Source organism: Bizionia sp. M204 (assembly GCF_023205095.1).
GTDB lineage: Bacteria > Bacteroidota > Bacteroidia > Flavobacteriales > Flavobacteriaceae > Algorimicrobium > Algorimicrobium hallyeonense.
In genome coordinates this window covers 464,175-482,500 of sequence record NZ_CP046242.1, presented here as the reverse complement: position 1 = coordinate 482,500, position 18,326 = coordinate 464,175, and the positions used below count along the sequence as shown (strand labels likewise).

Sequence of the window (18,326 nt, the reverse complement as noted above, 5' to 3'; positions counted from 1 at the left end):
AGATTGTATACGCGTTACTCACCCGTGCGCCACTCGTCAGCAAAAAAGCAAGCTTTTCTCTGTTACCGTTCGACTTGCATGTGTTAGGCCTGCCGCTAGCGTTCATCCTGAGCCAGGATCAAACTCTTCATCGTTAATTCTTAAATATTATTTAACAACTAATCGAAATAGTTTAAAATCTAATTACTCAAAATGGTTTATTCTCTTTTGTTTAATTTAACCGTTTCCAGTTAAATCTTACGCTGTCAATTCAATATGTCTATGAACTTTTTTCTCTGTTTCTTAAGGCGTTTATCTCTTAAGCGGGTGCAAATATAATTACTACTTTTTTAACCCGCAAACTTTATTTCAAAAAAAATATAAATATTTTTTTCTCTACTTAGCTTTTCAATAAATGCTTCTGAACGTTGCTGAAAACGTTGCCGTTTTTAGCGGCTGCAAACATACAACCTTTTTTATTCCTGCAAAGCTTTTTTTAGTTTATTTTGAAAGTTTATTTCTAATTCCAAATCACTAAATCTTTTTATGCTTTTCAAGGAACTTTGCTCTCATCAGCGTTGCTGTTTTAAGCGGCTGCAAATATACAACCTTTTTTATTCCTACAAAGCTTTTTTTGATTTAATTTGAAATTAAATTTCTAACCCCTAATTTAAACTTCTATTTTGCCTCTCAATGAACGTCGCTGCCAACTGTGTTACCGTTTTTAGCGGCTGCAAATGTACAACCCATTTCTACCCTTTTACAAACTTTTATTCATGTTTTTTTGAAATAGTTTTCTTCTTGCAGTATATCAAGTGGTTACACGGCCCGTTTTTAACTTAACAAATCATCTCTAATGCCTTTTGGGTTCGCTTTGATTAACAGCTGCGTTCCTATTTGTCGTTTTCCAATCAAAATCAACATCCATGATATAGTATTATGATTACACATTAATACCTTTATTATAGGAAGAAGTTCCAGACAACGCCCATTAATATATGTAAGAGGCCTTACTAATCAGTTTTCTAAATTTATACCTATATATATATTGTATGTAAAAATTTATCCTATTATATTTGTCCTTTCATAATTACACAATATATAATGATAGATATTACATTGCCAGATGGCAGTATTAAGTCGGTTGAGAAGGGAACAACTTCCATGGACGTTGCTAAAAGCATCAGCGAAGGATTAGCCAGAAACGTTATTTCTGCAAAATTTAATGATACGGTTGTAGAAACCAAAACCCCATTAACAACAGACGGTACTCTTGTTTTATACACCTGGAACGATGATGAAGGTAAAAAAGCATTTTGGCATTCTTCGGCACATATATTAGCTCAAGCTATTGAAGCACTCTACCCTACTGCCAAATTATGGGTTGGTCCTGCTATTGAAAATGGTTTTTATTATGATATTGATTTAGGTGACGAAACCATTTCAGATAAAGATTTTAAGCGTATTGAAGATAAGATGCTGGAAATAGCACGTGGAAAACACGAATTCAATATGCGAGAGGTTTCAAAACTAGAAGCACTATCTTATTATAGAGATAATAATAATTATAAGTTAGATTTAATAGGAAACCTTGAAGATGGCACGATTACATTTTGCGATCATGACACATTTACCGATTTATGTCGTGGTGGCCATATTCCAAATACCGGAATTGTCAAAGCCGTTAAAATATTAAGTGTGGCTGGAGCTTATTGGAAAGGTGATGAAAACAACAAACAGTTAACGCGTGTTTACGGGATATCATTCCCTAAGCAAAAGGAATTAACAGAACACCTTCACTTATTAGAAGAAGCTAAAAAACGCGATCATAGAAAGCTTGGAAAAGAGCTTGAATTATTTACATTCTCACAAAAAGTAGGTCAGGGCTTACCATTATGGTTACCTAAAGGCGCTGCGTTACGTGAGCGTTTAGAGAATTTCCTTAAAAAAGCACAAAAGAAAGCAGGATATGAAATGGTTGTTACACCGCATATTGGCCAGAAGGAACTTTATGTAACATCTGGACACTATGAGAAATATGGTGAAGATAGCTTTCAGCCTATTCTAACACCTAAAGACGGCGAAGAATTCCTATTGAAACCAATGAATTGCCCACACCATTGTGAGATATACAATAGTTTTCAGTGGTCTTATAAAGACTTACCAAAACGTTTTGCTGAATTTGGAACCGTTTATAGATATGAACAAAGTGGAGAATTACATGGTTTAACGCGTGTTAGAGGTTTTACTCAAGATGATGCGCATATATTTTGTACACCAGACCAATTAGATAAAGAGTTTAAAGATGTTATTGATTTGGTATTGTATGTGTTTGGATCTTTAGGGTTCGAAAACTTCACAGCACAGGTATCTTTACGTGATCCTGAAAATCCAGAAAAATACATTGGAAGTAATGAGAATTGGGAAAAAGCAGAAGCTGCCATTTTAAATGCGGCCAAAGATAAAAACTTAAATTTTATTGTAGAAACTGGCGAAGCAGCTTTTTACGGCCCCAAATTAGACTTTATGGTTAAAGATGCGCTTGGAAGACAATGGCAACTAGGTACCATTCAAGTGGATTATAATTTACCTGAACGATTTGAATTAACTTACAAAGGTAGTGACAATGAGCTACACCGACCAGTCATGATTCACCGTGCGCCTTTTGGTAGTATGGAACGATTTGTTGCCATTTTACTAGAACACACCGCAGGTAACTTCCCGTTGTGGTTGGTGCCTGACCAAGTAATTGTATTATCTATTAGTGAAAAATATGAGAAATACGCGAAAAAAGTTTTAAATTCGCTAGAAAATGACGAAATTCGCGCCCTAATTGACAATAGAAACGAAACGATGGGTAAGAAAATTCGGGAAGCCGAAATGAAGAAAATCCCATATATGATTATTGTTGGTGAGAATGAAGAACAAGAAGGTAAAATTTCTGTTCGTCAACATGGTGGTGAGGATCTTGGCATGATTTCTGTACAAGAGTTTACTGAATTGTTGAACATAGAAGTCAATAAAACATTAAAGCAATTTTAATAAAAAATAAGTTAAACTAAAATTATAAGGCCATAGCAATACGTAGAAGAAGACAAGCTCCTCGTCGAGTAAATCAAGAAGATCAGCACAAAATCAACACTAAAATTAGGGTTGAAAAAGTGCGTTTAGTAGGTGACAATGTTGAAGTAGGTGTCTACCCAACAAAAGAAGCATTGGCAATAGCTGATGAGCAAGGGCTTGACCTTGTTGAAATATCACCAAAAGCAGATCCTCCTGTTTGTAAAGTGATGGATTATAAAAAGTTTCTTTATGAACAAAAGAAACGTGAAAAGGTTTTAAAAGCGAAAGCTTCAAAAGTTGTTGTAAAAGAAATTCGTTTTGGTCCTCAAACTGATGATCATGATTACGAGTTTAAAAAGAAACATGCCGAGAAGTTTTTACAAGAAGGTGCAAAGCTAAAAGCGTTTGTATTTTTTAAAGGCCGATCCATTGTTTTTAAAGAACAAGGACAAATTCTATTGTTGCGTTTAGCGCAAGATTTAGAAGATTTAGGTAAAGTAGAACAAATGCCTAAACTGGAAGGTAAACGTATGACGATGTTTATTGCTCCAAAGAAATCAAAATAACAAAAAAGCTGTTCTCGACGCTTCGAGACAGATTGAAGATAGTAAGCGAAATAACTTAAACTAGGAAGAAAAATGCCTAAAATGAAAACCAAATCTAGTGCCAAGAAAAGATTTAAAATTACTGGTACTGGTAAAATAAAAAGAAAGCACGCTTTTAAGAGTCACATCTTAACAAAGAAATCTAAAAAGCGTAAGTTAGCATTAACTCATAGTACGTTAGTACATGCGAACGATGTTAACAGCATTAAGGAACAATTACGATTAAAATAATTGTAAAACGTTTCGGTTAGAATTATTTATAAACCCTGGAGTTAGGCTCAAAAAAGTATCTGAAAAAGATCGCCTACTACAAAAAAATTTAAAATTATGCCAAGATCAGTAAATTCTGTTGCCAAAAGAGCCAGAAGAAAAAAGGTGCTTAAACAAGCAAAAGGTTACTTCGGACGTCGTAAAAACGTTTGGACAGTAGCAAAAAATGCGGTTGATAAAGCGATGCAATATTCGTACAGAGACCGTAGAGTTAAAAAGAGAACATTCCGTACATTATGGATCCAACGTATTAACGCTGGAGCTAGACAACATGGTATGTCTTACTCACAGTTTATGGGTAAAATGAAAGCTAACAATATCGAATTAAATCGTAAAGTTTTAGCTGATTTAGCCATGAATAACCCAGATGCATTTGCAGCTGTAGTAAAGAAAGTAAAGTAAGGCGTTTCGCCTATTGTAAAACATATTTCGCTTATAAAAAATCCGATTCTTAATTGAATCGGATTTTTTTATGCTTTAAAATAAAAACAGCGACATCCAAAACTGAATATCGCTGCCTCATGCTAATTAATCAAATCCCTTAATTTAATTAATGTTGAGTATTTAAACCCATAATAAATTGACTGTAATAGCTTTACAGAACTAAACTATAACTAAATTTACTCCTAACAAAAAAGACGTTTTGAAATGCAGCACTTTGTATGTGAATGCAATATAACACGGCTATTCATATTTCTATTTTATAATATATCACATGGAGACATTCATAAAAAAACAGCGATATCAATTCTGATAGTCGCTGTTTTCAACTTAACCTAAATAGCCTTTTTAATTATTGAGTTCATTAGTACTTTACAACTCTTTTAATAATTTCATTTTGATTTACTTCTATTTTTAAAAGATAAACGCCACCCTCATAGTTGCTCAAATCTATGATAGATTTCGTGGATGTTTCTGTTTTATTTGATAACAGCCTCCCGTTTAAATCATAAAGTGAAATTTTTGAGTCCAAAGCATTCGGAAAACTAATGGAAACGTTACCACTTGTTGGGTTTGGATATATATGAATGTCTTTTAAGTCTTCCACCTCTTGTACGCCTAAAGTTTCTTGAACATTTACGACAATTTCTACACGTGCACTTTCGCATCCATTTGCATTTGTACTAGCTACCCAATAGGATGCTGATCCAACTGAAGATGTATCTGGTGTAGGAGCTGTTGTAGAACCAGTCCCTCCTGTTTCCATTGTGTACCATAATAAACCTGTACCTTCGGTTGCTGCTGTTAATGGGTTGGCAGTATCTCCTAATTCATAGGTTATTAAGGTTGTAGTTGTAGGTATATTTGGTATAGTGGAACCACTTGTTACAGGTGATCTAGCTAAAAAGTTTTGGGTTTGACCTGTTAACACCGAATTGTTATTTATAGTTGCATTATTTTGGTTTGCTGTAGCATCAAATATAGTGGTAATACTGGTATTATTTACAGCATTCAAACCTTGGTTAAATTTATAGTAAACCAATAACCCTGATTCCGTACCCTGCAATTCACAGTTTTTATTTGCATTAATTTGCCCCTCTGTTCTTGGTAGGTCCCATACTCTATACTCATCTATAGCTGCATTTCCAGTACCAATTTGGGATATATTAAATTCTTCAATAGGTACCACAGGCGTAAAAGTGCTATCTAAAATACCGTCTATATAAAAACTGTATGAGTTGGATGAGTTTCTGCTTAAGGCTATATGATGCCAATCATCATCCGTTAAAGCTAGATTAGATACAAATTGTTCTTGGTAATCATAAAAATTCGAAATTCGAAAATTTAGTTTATTATCTTGATCAACATTGAACGTATAAAAATTATAGACCTCAACTTCATCAATACCAGTTAAAATGTAAAGAGCTTCCGAAGTTTTAACCCAAAGTTCTACGGTAAATGCATTTGGTAAATTAAGTCCACCATCGTCATCATTTATATAAAAGGCATTTGATGCTCCATTATTAGATGTACCCATACGGTAATGGTCTGCTGGTATTGCCACTTCAACCACAATTTCTAAACGCTCACTTTCGCAACCGCTATCATTGGTGCTTGACACCCAATAAGAAGTTGAACCAACAGTATCTGTACTAGGTGTTGGTGCATTTCCATTACCAGTTCCTCCTGTTTCCATTGTGTACCATAATAAACCTGTACCATTAGAACCTGTTGTTGCTGTTAGAGGAGTTGCTGTATCGTTTTGGGTATACGTTACTGGAGTCGTAACTGTCGCTTCAGAAGGAATTATTGAACCTGTTGTTACAGGAGAACCTGCTAACCAGTTAGATGTGCTTCCTGTTAAAGTAAAATTGTTTAAGGTTCCATTGTTAGCATTTGCTGTATGGTCTGTTAATGTCGTTTCAGAAGTGTTATCTTCTGAGTCAAGCCCTTGGTTAAAATTGTAATACGCAACTAAACCTGTTTCAGTGCCATCTAATTCACAATCTTTTGAACCATTTATTTGTTCTGCTGTTCTAGTAACATTCCAAATACGGATATCATCCATATTACCTGTAAAAAAACGACCAGGATATATTGGATTGTTTCCTATTAACACCGTCTGTGCATTGTTATTAATAATACCAGAAGCGGGAGCTTGAGTTTCTAATACACCATCTATATAAATCTTAATAGCGTTACCACCAAAAGTTGCAGCTATATGATGCCAATTACCATCGTTTATATTTGAAATTGAATTAATTTCTTGTACAGGTGTTACGCCGCTACATGTAAAATTCACAGTTCCTGAATCATTTAAATGCAACCTCCAACTATCATCCCCTTTTACCACTAAAGCATCCCATTGTTGCGGCATCACGCTTGAATTCACCCAAAGCTCTACAGTCATTTCATTTGTAAAATCGAAATTGGCCTCATTTGGAATACTAACCTGATCATTAACACCGTCAAAATTTAAATGGGTTGCTGGTGGTGGTGGCAAAATAGTCCCAAAATTTTGCCAAACTGGTGCTGCTTGATAAGTTGCTACTGTTCCAGCAGGAACATTTAAAGTTGCCATACCAATATTTACACCTGTAAAAACATTGCTATTAATAGACAACGGTGTTACCCATTCGACTGTAACCGAGGTCAAAGTATTACAAAATTCAAATGCATTAATACTAATATTTGTGACTGAACTAGGAATAACCACAGAAGTTAAACTAAAACACGCATTAAATGAAAGCTGTCCAATACTTGTAACAGAATCCCCCATGTCTACAGCGGATAAATTTGTACAAAATCGAAACGCACTATTCCTTATTTCAGTAACGGTATTTGGTATTGTAATTGAAGTTAAAGTGGTGCTATTTTGAAACGCAGCATCTAAAATTGAAACGACAGTATAAGTAACACCAGCGTTTTGAACTGTTGAAGGAACTATTAATTCCCCCACATAACTTGCAGACGAAGTAACACCCACTGTATTGTTAGTTGTCGAAATAACAGAATAATTAACGCTACCTACAGAAAAGGTTTGAGCGGAAGCTGCAGTTACAAACAATACAGCAAAAATTAAAAGTAATTTTAGTTTCATAAAAAATTTAGTTTGAATTAATTGTCGACCAAAACTAAATTTTTATCCACGAACTGCAAATAAACAGGGATGAAATACAGTTGTTTGTATGTAAAATACTACTTAAAGCCTTTTATATAGGTTCGGGATAATGGAATTTCTACATCATTAACAAATACGGAAGAGGCTGTTATACGAAGCACTTTACTTTTATTTACAACATATGACCGATGGGTTTGTTTAAATATATCTGATGGTAATTGTTTAAAAATAGTACTTAAGGACTGCCTAATTGTATATTTTTTAGAAGTTGTATAAATATTACTATAATTACCGTCAGCCATAATGTATTTAATAGCATCATATTCTAAATTCACAATGTCATATCCATCTTTAAACTGAAAACTTTGCTTTTGTTTTTTCTGAATAGCTAAACTAATGGATGCCAAAACATCTACTTTTTTAATGGGTTTTGTTAAATAAGCATCCGGATTCGTTTTTAAGGCTTCATTCATTAATGCAAAATCAGACTGTCCTGTGATAAAAATAACCGTTGCGTTCGTGTTTTTAGATTTTGATAATTCAATCCCGTCATTAAAACCACTTAAGTTGATATCCATTAAAATAATATCTGGTAGAAAGGAAGCCATTTCATGTAAAGCGGAGTTCTTATCGTGAACTATTTTTAAATTAGAAAATTGTTCATCCTGTAACAAATCAGCAATATATTCCGCTATAATCACATCATCCTCTACAATAAGGACTTTAGTGTTTTGGTAACTAGTCATTAGTAATGTGTTTTTCAAATGAAAAAGAGAACCCATTATCGGTTTCTATTTGATACTCTATTTTTAACTGACGGCAAATTTTATCAATTAGTTTTGGCTTGACCTCTTTATTTTTTTCGCGTGAACCTGTATCGGAATAATTAAAATACATCCTGTTTTCTTTGTGAGTCAATCTGAAATTTACCGTTTTACTGTCTTCCTTATCAAAGGCATGTTTAATGGAATTGATACACAACTCTGAAAGCAGTAAGCCAAAATACATGGCATGATCTGAAGAAATATCAACAGAATCGATTTTAAAATCGGTTTGAATATCGTTCTCCTTAAAGACCTCGAAGAAGCTAACTTTTACATCATTCAAATAGTTTGCAACATCTACTTTACTTTTATCCCTATTTTTATACAAATGCTTATGCAAGGTTGAAATAGCATCTACTTTTGTTAATATACTTTTAAGCTGGAACGCATTGTCTGGTGATGATTTTTTTAACTGATCTGAAATAAGAATAACAACAAGTTGTAAGTTGTTATTAATTCGGTGATTGGCTTCGCTTAATAAAAACTCATTTTCTTGTGACAGTAATTGTAACTTTCTGTTGCTCTTTTTTGTTTTTTGTAGAAAATAGGTGATCATTAATGTTACAACAATTGCTATTAAAAACAACCCCAATATGATATAAAGATTAATTTTATTCGAAGCTAATTCTTTATTTTTGTTTTTAATTTCAAGGTTACTAATTTTAATTTGATTTTCCTTTTCTGTAAGTTTATACTTTTCCTCAAGTTCAAATAAAAATTTATCATGCTCTTTTCTGTTATATGCATCTGTAAGCACCATACGATAGAGCAAATAATCGTATGCTTTTACATTATTACCTAGCTTTTTATAGGTTTCGTAAACGTTTATCGTTACAATTATTTCATTAAATAATAAGTCGTTGGCTTTTGTAAAATCTATAGCCTCCAACCCTATTTGTAAGGCTTTTTCTAATTGATTATCTTTAATTAAAGCATTGGTATAATTAATATAAACATCAGCTTGATGTTGTACCAAATTATTATTCTTGGCATATTCTAATAAATCTTTAAAATGGGTAATGGCTCCTTTTACATCTCCGCGCCGCTCATAAACACTAGCTAATTCTAATTTTGAATAAAATATATTACCCTTGTGATTTACCTTTTCTGCCAATTTTAAAGATTTATTAGCGTAAATCACAACGGAATCTAAGTATCCAAAATGCTGAGAGAAAAGTGCTGCTTTTCGACCATAATAACTGGATAAATAATAATCGGCAATTGGGTTGTTTCTTTTTAAAATTTCGGCTTTGAGCTGATGATCTAATGCCTCTGAATAAAGTCCTCTTTTTCTATAAAACTCCATCATTTTAACATGATACAGGAATTTTAATTGGAGATCTTCTATTCGTTCAATCTCCTCATAGGCCTCCATTAAATACGCATTGGTTTTTTTAAAATCCAATTTCAATTTATAGGTATCGGCTAATCCTATTAGTAATTTTATTTTTTGTTCTGGACTTTGAGGTTCGGTTAAATGAGAATTATAAAACGAAATAGCATCATCCAACTTGTTTTCATAAATCAGGTTTTGACCATAACTTATAATGGAATCATTTTGAGAAAATGATAATAGCGAAAAAAGTAAAAAAAGAAAAGCGATAGTATGCTTCATTCTAGGTCTTTTGTTTCTTTTTCCTAGCGGCTGGAAATAGCACGTTATTAAGAATTAATCGGTATCCAGGTGATGTTGGATATAAGTCCAATTCCGTTTTCGGATCACCAACTTTATGGGTATAATCCTCGGGATCATGACCACCATAAAAGGTAAAAAAACCTTTCCCTTTAACTCCATGTATGTATTTGGCTTCTCCATTGGTTTTGTTTTCACCTAAAACTAACACATTTGCCTTTATTTGATCTCGACTATACGAGGTAGTTTGTCCCATAAAGCCTTTAACTAAAGCTGTATGATTTTGATTTAACATAGTTGGAATTGGATCCCATTTTGCCGAAAAATCCATTAACGTAAAATAATCCGTCATCTTTGGTATTCTACGTTTTGTTGTCATATCAATAGAGGAGAACTCATAGACGTTAGGATCCCTTTCTAAAATATAGTCTTTAAATGCGAAGGTTCTAGCATAATCAATTTTACTTTGATAGTTAGCATCACTAGGGTCGCCATCAAACATGGGTTCGCAAATATCAACACCATCGGCAGATAATGCAATATCAAAACTATCCGTAGCACTACACATGGCAAACATTAACCCACCGCCAATAACATAATCTCTAATCTTGTTGGCAACCGCTAATTTCTGATTGGAAACCTTAGTATAGCCTAGCCGTTTTGCCAGAGCTTCGGCAGCTTTCTTTTCTTCAATATACCAAGAAACCGCTTTGTAGTTGGCGTAAAACTTTCCGTATTGCCCCGTAAAATCTTCATGATGTAAATGCAACCAGTCATATAATAACAAGGCATCATTCAATACTTCCTCATCATAAATGGTTTCATAAGGAATTTCAGCATAGGTTAAAACCATAGTTACGGCATCATCCCAAGGTAAATTCCCTTTTGGTGAATACACAGCAATTTTGGGTGCTTTTTCAAGCACAACGGATTCCATATTTTTACTCGGACTACTAATTTCTGTAAGAATAGCTTCTGCTTTAGAATCCGAAAGAACTTCAAAGGATACACCACGAATTTGACATTCCCGACGAATGCGTTCCGTATCTGGAAGCAAAAAGGATCCACCTCTGTAATTCAACAACCAATTTACTTTTAGTTGATTATCCAAAGTCCAATAGGTAATACCGTAAGCCTTCAGATGATTTTTCTGGCCTTCGGCATCCATAGGAATTAAAATATAGGATGCAAAACTATTTAAGGTGAACAAAAACAGCAAGAGAACGGTTAACTTTTTCATAGTTGAAAGATACTGAAAATATAGACCTTTCAAATTAATTTAAAATAATTTTAACCTCAATAATGGTCTAGTTTTTACCGGATAATAAATTAGCAATTACTTTAGTACTTTCAAACTGTTCCAACATGATTTTTAAGAAAACAGTGATTGGAATAGCCATAATTAAACCTGGAACTCCCCAGATATAGCCCCAAAGCATAAGCATAACTAAAACAGTTATAACGTTTAATGAAAACGATTTCCCCATAAAAATCGGTTCAAGTATAGAACCAAAAAGAACCTGAACACCTGTGATTGAAACCACAAAGAAGAATAAAATGCTCGTAGGATCTAACTCAATAAAGGCAAATGCTGATAATAAAACCACGGTAATAATGGAACCTACCATTTGTACAAAATTTATTAAAAACGCAAATAATCCCCAGAATATGGGAAAGCTAACATCAAAAAACAGACAGGCCAAACCGGTTCCAATTCCAGTGGCTAAACTAACGGCAAATTTAACTTTGACAAACGTTATTAAATCATTTTCAATTTTAATAAAGGTTTTTACAGAGGTGTGTTTCAGTTTAAGTAACGTGTTATTCAGTACTTTTTGAATATTAATAGACTCGGCTAGCCATAAGACAACAAAAAATATGGTCATTAATATCATCGTTAAAGTTTTCCGAACAAAATCAATAGTAACCCCAATTGTTTCCTCGTGAATGAATTTTTTAAAGAAGCTTTCTTTACTATCAACCTCAATTCCAAAGGTTTCATTCCCCATAAGTAAAAGGGTATCAAATTTTTCTTCAGCCTTTACAAAAAATTCCGTTTCCGAATTTAAGATTTCACGACCTGAAACTTTAACGAGTTCCAGACCAATTTTTAAACCAATAGCTATTAAGAGAACCACTATTATTATGCTTATTGCTCTTGGAATTTTCTTTCTACCTAACCAACGCATGAGCGGTAAAAATAGTAAGGCAATAAACATGGAGAAAATCAACGGAATAAATATAAACGAAAGTATTTTCAGTAAAAAAAACACCAACGGAATTACGATGATGGATAATAATATATTTGTAGTACGCAACTGGTTCATATAAAAGCCACAATTAAATGGAATTGCAAAATTAAGTCAAAAACATGGTATGCCTGCTAAAAGTTAGGACAATTTTAAGTTTTTAAAATTAGAAAGAAAATGTTTAAAATGAGTTGCGCCAATCCGTCGAGTTTAAAAAGGAACATCATTATCATCTGGAGCACCAAAGGCATCATTAGGCGATGGAAAATGGTCTGCTTTAAATGTGTTATCATTTGCGGCCTCGTTCATTTTGGAATGAAATTCATGATCAAATGGTGTATCAAAATCATCTAAATTATCAAACTTACCAAGATTACCAATAAATTTCAGCCGGATGTTATCCAATCCACCGTTTCTGTGTTTGGCAATAATAAATTCGGCCTGACCTTCTGTTGGCGAACGTTCATCATCATCCCATTCATCAATTTTATAATATTCTGGACGGTAAATAAAACTCACAATATCCGCGTCTTGCTCAATAGCACCAGATTCACGTAAATCTGATAGTAACGGGCGTTTACTTCCACCACGCGTTTCAACAGCACGCGATAATTGTGATAAAGCAATTACTGGTACACTTAATTCTTTAGCCAAAGCTTTTAAGTTTCGAGAAATTGTAGAAATTTCTTGTTCACGGTTTCCGCCTTTCTGACTTCCTCCGGCCGTCATTAATTGTAAATAATCCACCATGATTAATTTAATACCATGTTGAGATGCTAAACGTCTGGCTTTTGCTCGTAAATCGAAAATAGAAAGGGATGGTGTATCATCAATAAACAAAGGTGCTTTTTCCAGACCCTTAACTTTTACGTTTAATTGTTCCCACTCGTGCTTTTCTAGTTTACCTGTACGTAATTTCTCTGAAGACAAACCTGTTTCACTCGAAATTAAACGCATAATTAATTGTACTGAAGCCATCTCTAAAGAAAAGAAAGCCACAGGAATATTTTGATCTACAGCAATATTTCTGGCCATAGATAAGGTTAAAGCGGTTTTACCCATACCAGGACGGGCTGCCACGATAATTAAATCACTTTCTTGCCATCCCGAAGTTAACTTATCCAATTTGGTAAAACCTGTTGGAATACCACTTAAGCCGTCTTTATTAGAAATTTCTTCAATTTTTTTCTTGGCTTGAATTACCAAACTTTGAGCGGTTTCACTGGATTTTTTAATATTTCCTTGTGTGACTTCGTATAATTTAGCTTCCGCTTTATCCAATAAATCGAAAACATCTTGCGTTTCGTCGTATGAGTCTTCTATAATTTCACTCGAAATTTTTATTAAACTTCGTTGAATAAATTTCTGTAAAATAATACGGGCATGGAACTCAATATGTGCAGAAGATGACACTTTTTGTGTAAGTGAAATCAGGTAAAAATCGCCACCAGCAACATCCAGTTTTAAATTTTTCTTTAACTGACTTGAAACGGTTAATAAGTCAATGGGCTCACTATTTTCAAATAACTGAAAAATGGCTTCAAAAATATGTTGATGTGCTTCTTTATAGAATGCATCAGGACTTAAAATATCAATAACCTCATCAACACCTTTTTTGTCAATCATCATAGCTCCAAGAACAACTTCCTCTAAATCAATAGCTTGCGGTGGTATTTTACCTTTTTCAAGACTGATTAAAGTGCTTTTGTCTACGGGATATCCCTTTATTTGATTCGGTTGTTTCATAGGAGCGAAAGTAATTAAAAGGTTGCTATAATGATAGCAGTTTTAGAGTTTCGTTGTTAACCATAAGTTAACAATTTAACTGTTAATAAGTCGATTATATTGTTAATAAGCATAAAAAAATCTGAAATAAAAAATTTCAGATTTTAAAGTTGTATAGTATGAAAAGGATTAGCCTTTAAAAACACCCATATTCATATATTTATCCATTCTATTTTTCACTAATTCTTTTGGTGATAAGTTTTTAAGCTCCTCAAAAGATTTTAAAATAGCATCACGAACCGATAAAAAAGTTGTTTCACGATCACTATGAGCACCACCAAGTGGTTCCTTAATAATCTGATCTACTAATTTCATTCGTTTCATATCTGTAGCCGTCAATTTTAAGGCATCGGCAGCTAATTCCTTATATTCCCAGCTGCGCCATAGGATAGACGAACAAGATTCAGGTGAAATTACGGAATACCAGGTGTTCTCCAACATCATGACTTTATCTCCTACACCAATTCCTAACGCACCACCCGAGGCACCTTCACCAATTATAACGGTAATAATTGGTACTTTTAAGCGTGTCATTTCTAATATATTTCTAGCAATTGCCTCTCCTTGGCCGCGTTCTTCCGCTTCCAATCCCGGATAAGCACCTGGTGTGTCAATTAAGGTAATGACAGGAATACCGAATTTTTCAGCAGATTTCATTAAACGCAATGCTTTTCTGTAACCTTCAGGATTGGCCATTCCAAAGTTTCGGTATTGGCGTGTTTTGGTATTATACCCTTTTTGTTGGCCAATAATCATGAAACTTTGATCACCAATTTTACCCAAACCACCAATCATGGCTTTATCATCCTTAACGTTTCGATCGCCATGAAGCTCTAAAAACGATTCACCACAAAGTGCTTTTACATAATCCAATGTATATGGACGGTTTGGATGACGTGACATTTGTACACGCTGCCAAGGCGTTAAATTTTTGTATATATCTTTTTTAGTAGCAATCAGCTTCTTTTCAATCTGCTTACAAGTCTCGGTTACATCTACTTCACTCTCCGTACCTATTATCTCGCATTTCTGTAACTGCTCTTCAAGTTCTTTAATGGGAAGTTCAAATTCTAAATATTCCATAGGAATTTTTAATTTAAATTAGTTAGCCTACAAACCTACATATTTTTTTCATTTTAAACCGAAGTAAAAAGACGAAATATTAGGCATGCATAACGCTTTTTACAAAAGTACTAATTACCAATTACATGGTAAAAGCATTATTAATTTTATGACAACATGGTTACTTTATTCCGACGATTTCTTCTATTTTTTAATATGCCGTTAAGTACCACAACACTAATTATAATGGAAGCTCCAATGTAAAAATTAGTGCTCATCTTTTCTTTTTCCGGAAAAATAAGTATGGCCAAAATGATGCCGTAAATGGGCTCCAAATTATAGGTTAACACAACCGTAAATGGACTTATGTAGCGCATTACATATACCGAAGCTATAAATGCATAGGCGGTACATACGGAAGCCAAAATTAAAAGGTAGATTATATCCGATAGATGGAGGGCGAAAAATTCTGAAGAAAAACCATTTCCGGCAAAAAACAAATACAGGCTTATAAAAATGACGCCACTAATAAACTCATAAAATGAAATGACCGTTGCCGAATGTTTCTCTAAAAACTTACCGTTTAAAACAGCAAAAAGTGATGATAAGAAAGCTGAAACAATACCTAAAACAATACCTAACCAATAATGAAGTTCACTTTGTGTGATTACAAAAACCCCAATTATAACGAGAATCCCAAATAGGATTTCATATCCTATCAATTTTCGTTTATAAATTAAGGGTTCTATAAAGGAAGCAAAGAAGGCTCCAGTAGAAAACATGGCTAAAGTAATAGATATGTTAGACACTTTTATTGCTGCAAAAAACGTAATCCAATGTAAGGCTATAACAATACCCGCAAAACCTAGCATGAGCATAGATTGACGTGATATTCTAATTTTTGCTTTGGAAAAATAGACATAAACACCCATAAAAATTAGGGCAATAAGCATGCGATACCAAACAAGAGAAACTGCCTCAATAGAAATTAACTGTCCTAGTATAGCTGTAAATCCAGCAATAAAAACCAACAGATGTAAATGTGCGTAGTTTTTTAATTTATCGTTTAGCATTATACAAGAGGTAAGAAGCTAATATACCGAATAATATATTTGGAAACCACACAGCAATAAGTGGCGGAAAATCTGATTGCGATGCCAACACACCAAATATCTTATCAAAGAATACAAATACCATGGCAATACCAATACCAAACGCCAGGTTTACGCCCATGCCTCCTCGCCTTTTAATAGATGAAACAGAAAGGGCAATAATGGTTAAAATAAATACGGAAACGGGTAAACTCCAAATTCTATACTTCACTAATTTGTAACGGCTAATATAAGATGAACCACGTGCCTCTTCTTTTTCAATAAACCTATTTAATTCGCCATATTGAAGGGTTTCCGCAATATATTCAACAGGTGTTAAATCTTCTAAATCAAAATCAAAATGAACATTTTTCCGACGGCTTTCTTCCAGAATATCATCACCATCACCTATGGTTCTTTTTACGTAATTAGTTAGCCTGTAGGTAGAGTCTTCTTCTTCATAACGAATTGTATTTGCCGTAATTTTGTAAATCACTCGATCATTTTCAATATGTTCTAAAGTGAAATTTTGTCCTAATTTTTGTTTCGTATCAAAACTACTTACATAAATATAATCGTTGTCATTAATCTGCCTATAAACATTTTGATTATCTATAGGACTTTTATTCGTTTTTAAGTACTTGTAATTAAAATCATTAAAACCCTTACTCGCTTCTGGCGCTAAATATAAACCTAAAATTAAAGCCAAAATTGAAACGATAGTTGCGCCAATTAAATAGGGTCTTAAAAAACGAGTAAAAGAAACACCAGAGCTTAAAAAGGCGATAATTTCTGTGTTATTTGCTAATTTGGAGGTAAACCAAATAACAGACAAAAATAAAAATAACGGGAATAATAGATGTGCAAAGTAAATAGTAAAATCTAGAAAATACAGCATGACCTCACCAAAAGGTGCTTCATTCTCTAAAATTTTACCAATCTTTTCGGCTAGGTGAACCGTTATTCCTATTGGAATAAACAGTAACAACATAACAAAAAATGTAAAGAGATAACGTTTTAATATGTACCAATCTAATATTTTCAATTTCTGTAGCTTCTAAATTAAAGGCGGTTATCCATTTGTTTTACCATCTTATCTTTCCAAGTGGCAAAATCTCCTGCTAATATATGTTTTCTCGCTTCACGAACCAACCACATATAAAAACCTAAATTATGAATGGTAGCAATTTGTTTTCCTAACAATTCATTAACCGTAAACAAATGTCTTAAATAGGCTTTGCTATATTCGGTATCAACAAAGGTGATTCCCATGTCGTCAATAGGCGAAAAATCGTCGCGCCATTTTAGGTTTTTAATGTTTATGGAACCATGAGCCGTAAAAAGCATCCCATTTCGTGCATTTCTAGTAGGCATGACACAGTCAAACATATCAACACCTAAGGCTATATTTTCTAAAATATTAATTGGCGTTCCAACTCCCATTAAATATCGGGGTTTATCTTCAGGTAAAATAGCAGTTACTACTTCTGTCATGCCGTACATTTCTTCGGCGGGTTCACCAACCGATAATCCTCCAATAGCATTACCTACTGCTCCTGCATTGGCAATATATTCTGCCGATTGTTTTCGTAAATCCTTGTACGTACTTCCTTGAACTATTGGAAAAAAAGCTTGATCATACCCGTATTTTAGTGGTGTTTTTTCCAAATGATTAATACATCTATCCAACCATCTATGCGTCATGTGCATGGATCGTTTGGCGTATCTATAATCGCATGGATATGGTGTACACTCATCAAAAGCCATAATAATATCAGCACCAATAGAACGTTGAATTTCCATGACGTTTTCAGGTGTAAAGAAATGGTAACTTCCATCAATATGACTTTTAAATTTAACCCCTTCTTCCTTAATTTTTCTATTTGCAGATAGGGAATATACTTGGTACCCACCAGAGTCGGTTAAAATATTCCGGTCCCAATTCATAAATTTATGTATTCCACCCGCTTTTTCCAATACATCTGTTTGTGGACGCAAGTATAAATGGTAGGTGTTTCCTAAAATTATATCGGGATTAATTTCATTCTTGAGGTCACGCTGATGCACACCTTTTACGGTTGCAACGGTTCCTACAGGCATAAAAATTGGTGTTTCAATTACACCATGGTCCGTTGTTAATTTTCCGGCCCTTGCTTTTGTTTTCGGGTCCGTTGCTTTTAAGTCAAATGTCATATTCAAATTA

The 18,326-nt window shown here is 33.8% G+C and carries 14 protein-coding genes and 1 rRNA gene (1 of these 15 only partly in view); 4 read left to right on the top strand and 11 right to left on the bottom strand.

Annotated features, from left to right (window positions below; translation table 11 throughout):
• A 16S ribosomal RNA gene (locus tag GMA17_RS02220) occupies positions 1–134 on the bottom strand; it reaches 1,392 nt to the left of the window's first position.
• Positions 135–1,083: 949 nt separating this feature from the next.
• Between GMA17_RS02220 and thrS the strand changes: the two genes are divergently transcribed.
• From thrS to rplT, 4 genes are all read left to right on the top strand, one after another.
• Positions 1,084–3,021: a threonine--tRNA ligase gene (thrS, locus tag GMA17_RS02215; protein WP_066257287.1), complete on the top strand. Its 1,938-nt coding sequence runs from the start codon at positions 1,084–1,086 to the stop codon at positions 3,019–3,021.
• 92 nt (positions 3,022–3,113) lie between these two features.
• On the top strand, positions 3,114–3,608 hold the full coding sequence (infC, locus tag GMA17_RS02210) for a translation initiation factor IF-3 (protein WP_231931343.1): 495 nt from the start codon (positions 3,114–3,116) through the stop codon (positions 3,606–3,608).
• Between the two features lie 72 nt (positions 3,609–3,680).
• Entirely contained in the window at positions 3,681–3,878 is a 198-nt protein-coding gene (gene rpmI / locus GMA17_RS02205; RefSeq protein WP_066257277.1) for a 50S ribosomal protein L35, read from the top strand.
• 96 nt (positions 3,879–3,974) lie between these two features.
• On the top strand, positions 3,975–4,319 hold the full coding sequence (gene rplT, locus GMA17_RS02200; RefSeq protein WP_248398665.1) for a 50S ribosomal protein L20: 345 nt from the start codon (positions 3,975–3,977) through the stop codon (positions 4,317–4,319).
• A gap of 403 nt (positions 4,320–4,722) precedes the next feature.
• Here rplT and GMA17_RS02195 read toward each other — a convergent pair whose 3' ends face one another.
• From GMA17_RS02195 to tgt, 10 genes are all read right to left on the bottom strand, one after another.
• Positions 4,723–7,458 carry a LamG-like jellyroll fold domain-containing protein gene (locus GMA17_RS02195; RefSeq protein WP_248398663.1) on the bottom strand — a complete coding sequence of 912 codons (2,736 nt, stop codon included), beginning with the start codon at positions 7,456–7,458 and terminating at the stop codon, positions 4,723–4,725.
• Between the two features lie 98 nt (positions 7,459–7,556).
• A complete protein-coding gene (locus tag GMA17_RS02190; RefSeq protein WP_248398661.1) occupies positions 7,557–8,225 on the bottom strand; it encodes a LytTR family DNA-binding domain-containing protein in 669 nt (222 codons plus the stop codon).
• Positions 8,218–9,918: a histidine kinase dimerization/phosphoacceptor domain -containing protein gene (locus tag GMA17_RS02185; protein ID WP_248398659.1), complete on the bottom strand. Its 1,701-nt coding sequence runs from the start codon at positions 9,916–9,918 to the stop codon at positions 8,218–8,220. The genes GMA17_RS02190 and GMA17_RS02185 overlap by 8 nt, the downstream gene beginning before the upstream one ends.
• Position 9,919: 1 nt before the next feature.
• Positions 9,920–11,104 carry an asparagine synthetase B gene (locus GMA17_RS02180; RefSeq protein ID WP_371922427.1) on the bottom strand — a complete coding sequence of 395 codons (1,185 nt, stop codon included), beginning with the start codon at positions 11,102–11,104 and terminating at the stop codon, positions 9,920–9,922.
• Between the two features lie 139 nt (positions 11,105–11,243).
• Positions 11,244–12,263: an AI-2E family transporter gene (locus GMA17_RS02175; RefSeq protein ID WP_248398655.1), complete on the bottom strand. Its 1,020-nt coding sequence runs from the start codon at positions 12,261–12,263 to the stop codon at positions 11,244–11,246.
• A 132-nt stretch (positions 12,264–12,395) separates the two neighbouring features.
• A complete protein-coding gene (gene dnaB / locus GMA17_RS02170) occupies positions 12,396–13,931 on the bottom strand; it encodes a replicative DNA helicase (RefSeq protein ID WP_248398653.1) in 1,536 nt (511 codons plus the stop codon).
• 168 nt (positions 13,932–14,099) lie between these two features.
• Positions 14,100–15,053: an acetyl-CoA carboxylase carboxyltransferase subunit alpha gene (locus GMA17_RS02165; RefSeq protein WP_248398651.1), complete on the bottom strand. Its 954-nt coding sequence runs from the start codon at positions 15,051–15,053 to the stop codon at positions 14,100–14,102.
• Positions 15,054–15,199: 146 nt separating this feature from the next.
• A complete protein-coding gene (locus GMA17_RS02160; RefSeq protein WP_248398647.1) occupies positions 15,200–16,105 on the bottom strand; it encodes a DMT family transporter in 906 nt (301 codons plus the stop codon).
• Complete coding sequence (locus GMA17_RS02155; protein WP_248398645.1) at positions 16,092–17,114, bottom strand: LptF/LptG family permease; 1,023 nt, start codon at positions 17,112–17,114, stop codon at positions 16,092–16,094. The genes GMA17_RS02160 and GMA17_RS02155 overlap by 14 nt, the downstream gene beginning before the upstream one ends.
• A 71-nt stretch (positions 17,115–17,185) precedes the next feature.
• Positions 17,186–18,316, bottom strand: coding sequence for a tRNA guanosine(34) transglycosylase Tgt (tgt, locus tag GMA17_RS02150; protein WP_248398642.1), 1,131 nt, complete (start codon positions 18,314–18,316; stop codon positions 17,186–17,188).
• Positions 18,317–18,326: the final 10 nt, after the last annotated feature.

Excerpts from the sequence above, each read along its gene's own strand:
- GMA17_RS02180 (WP_371922427.1), bottom strand. The coding sequence starts at position 11,104 with ATGGATGCCGAAGGCCAGAAAAATCATCTGAAGGCTTACGGTATTACC.
- GMA17_RS02165 (WP_248398651.1), bottom strand. The coding sequence starts at position 15,053 with ATGGAATATTTAGAATTTGAACTTCCCATTAAAGAACTTGAAGAGCAG.
- rpmI (WP_066257277.1), top strand. The coding sequence starts at position 3,681 with ATGCCTAAAATGAAAACCAAATCTAGTGCCAAGAAAAGATTTAAAATT.
- GMA17_RS02185 (WP_248398659.1), bottom strand. The coding sequence starts at position 9,918 with ATGAAGCATACTATCGCTTTTCTTTTTTTACTTTTTTCGCTATTATCA.
- GMA17_RS02190 (WP_248398661.1), bottom strand. The coding sequence starts at position 8,225 with ATGACTAGTTACCAAAACACTAAAGTCCTTATTGTAGAGGATGATGTG.
- GMA17_RS02195 (WP_248398663.1), bottom strand. The coding sequence starts at position 7,458 with ATGAAACTAAAATTACTTTTAATTTTTGCTGTATTGTTTGTAACTGCA.
- GMA17_RS02160 (WP_248398647.1), bottom strand. The coding sequence starts at position 16,105 with ATGCTAAACGATAAATTAAAAAACTACGCACATTTACATCTGTTGGTT.
- GMA17_RS02155 (WP_248398645.1), bottom strand. The coding sequence starts at position 17,114 with ATGTTGTTACTGTTTATTCCAATAGGAATAACGGTTCACCTAGCCGAA.
- GMA17_RS02175 (WP_248398655.1), bottom strand. The coding sequence starts at position 12,263 with ATGAACCAGTTGCGTACTACAAATATATTATTATCCATCATCGTAATT.
- tgt (WP_248398642.1), bottom strand. The coding sequence starts at position 18,316 with ATGACATTTGACTTAAAAGCAACGGACCCGAAAACAAAAGCAAGGGCC.
- thrS (WP_066257287.1), top strand. The coding sequence starts at position 1,084 with ATGATAGATATTACATTGCCAGATGGCAGTATTAAGTCGGTTGAGAAG.
- rplT (WP_248398665.1), top strand. The coding sequence starts at position 3,975 with ATGCCAAGATCAGTAAATTCTGTTGCCAAAAGAGCCAGAAGAAAAAAG.
- dnaB (WP_248398653.1), bottom strand. The coding sequence starts at position 13,931 with ATGAAACAACCGAATCAAATAAAGGGATATCCCGTAGACAAAAGCACT.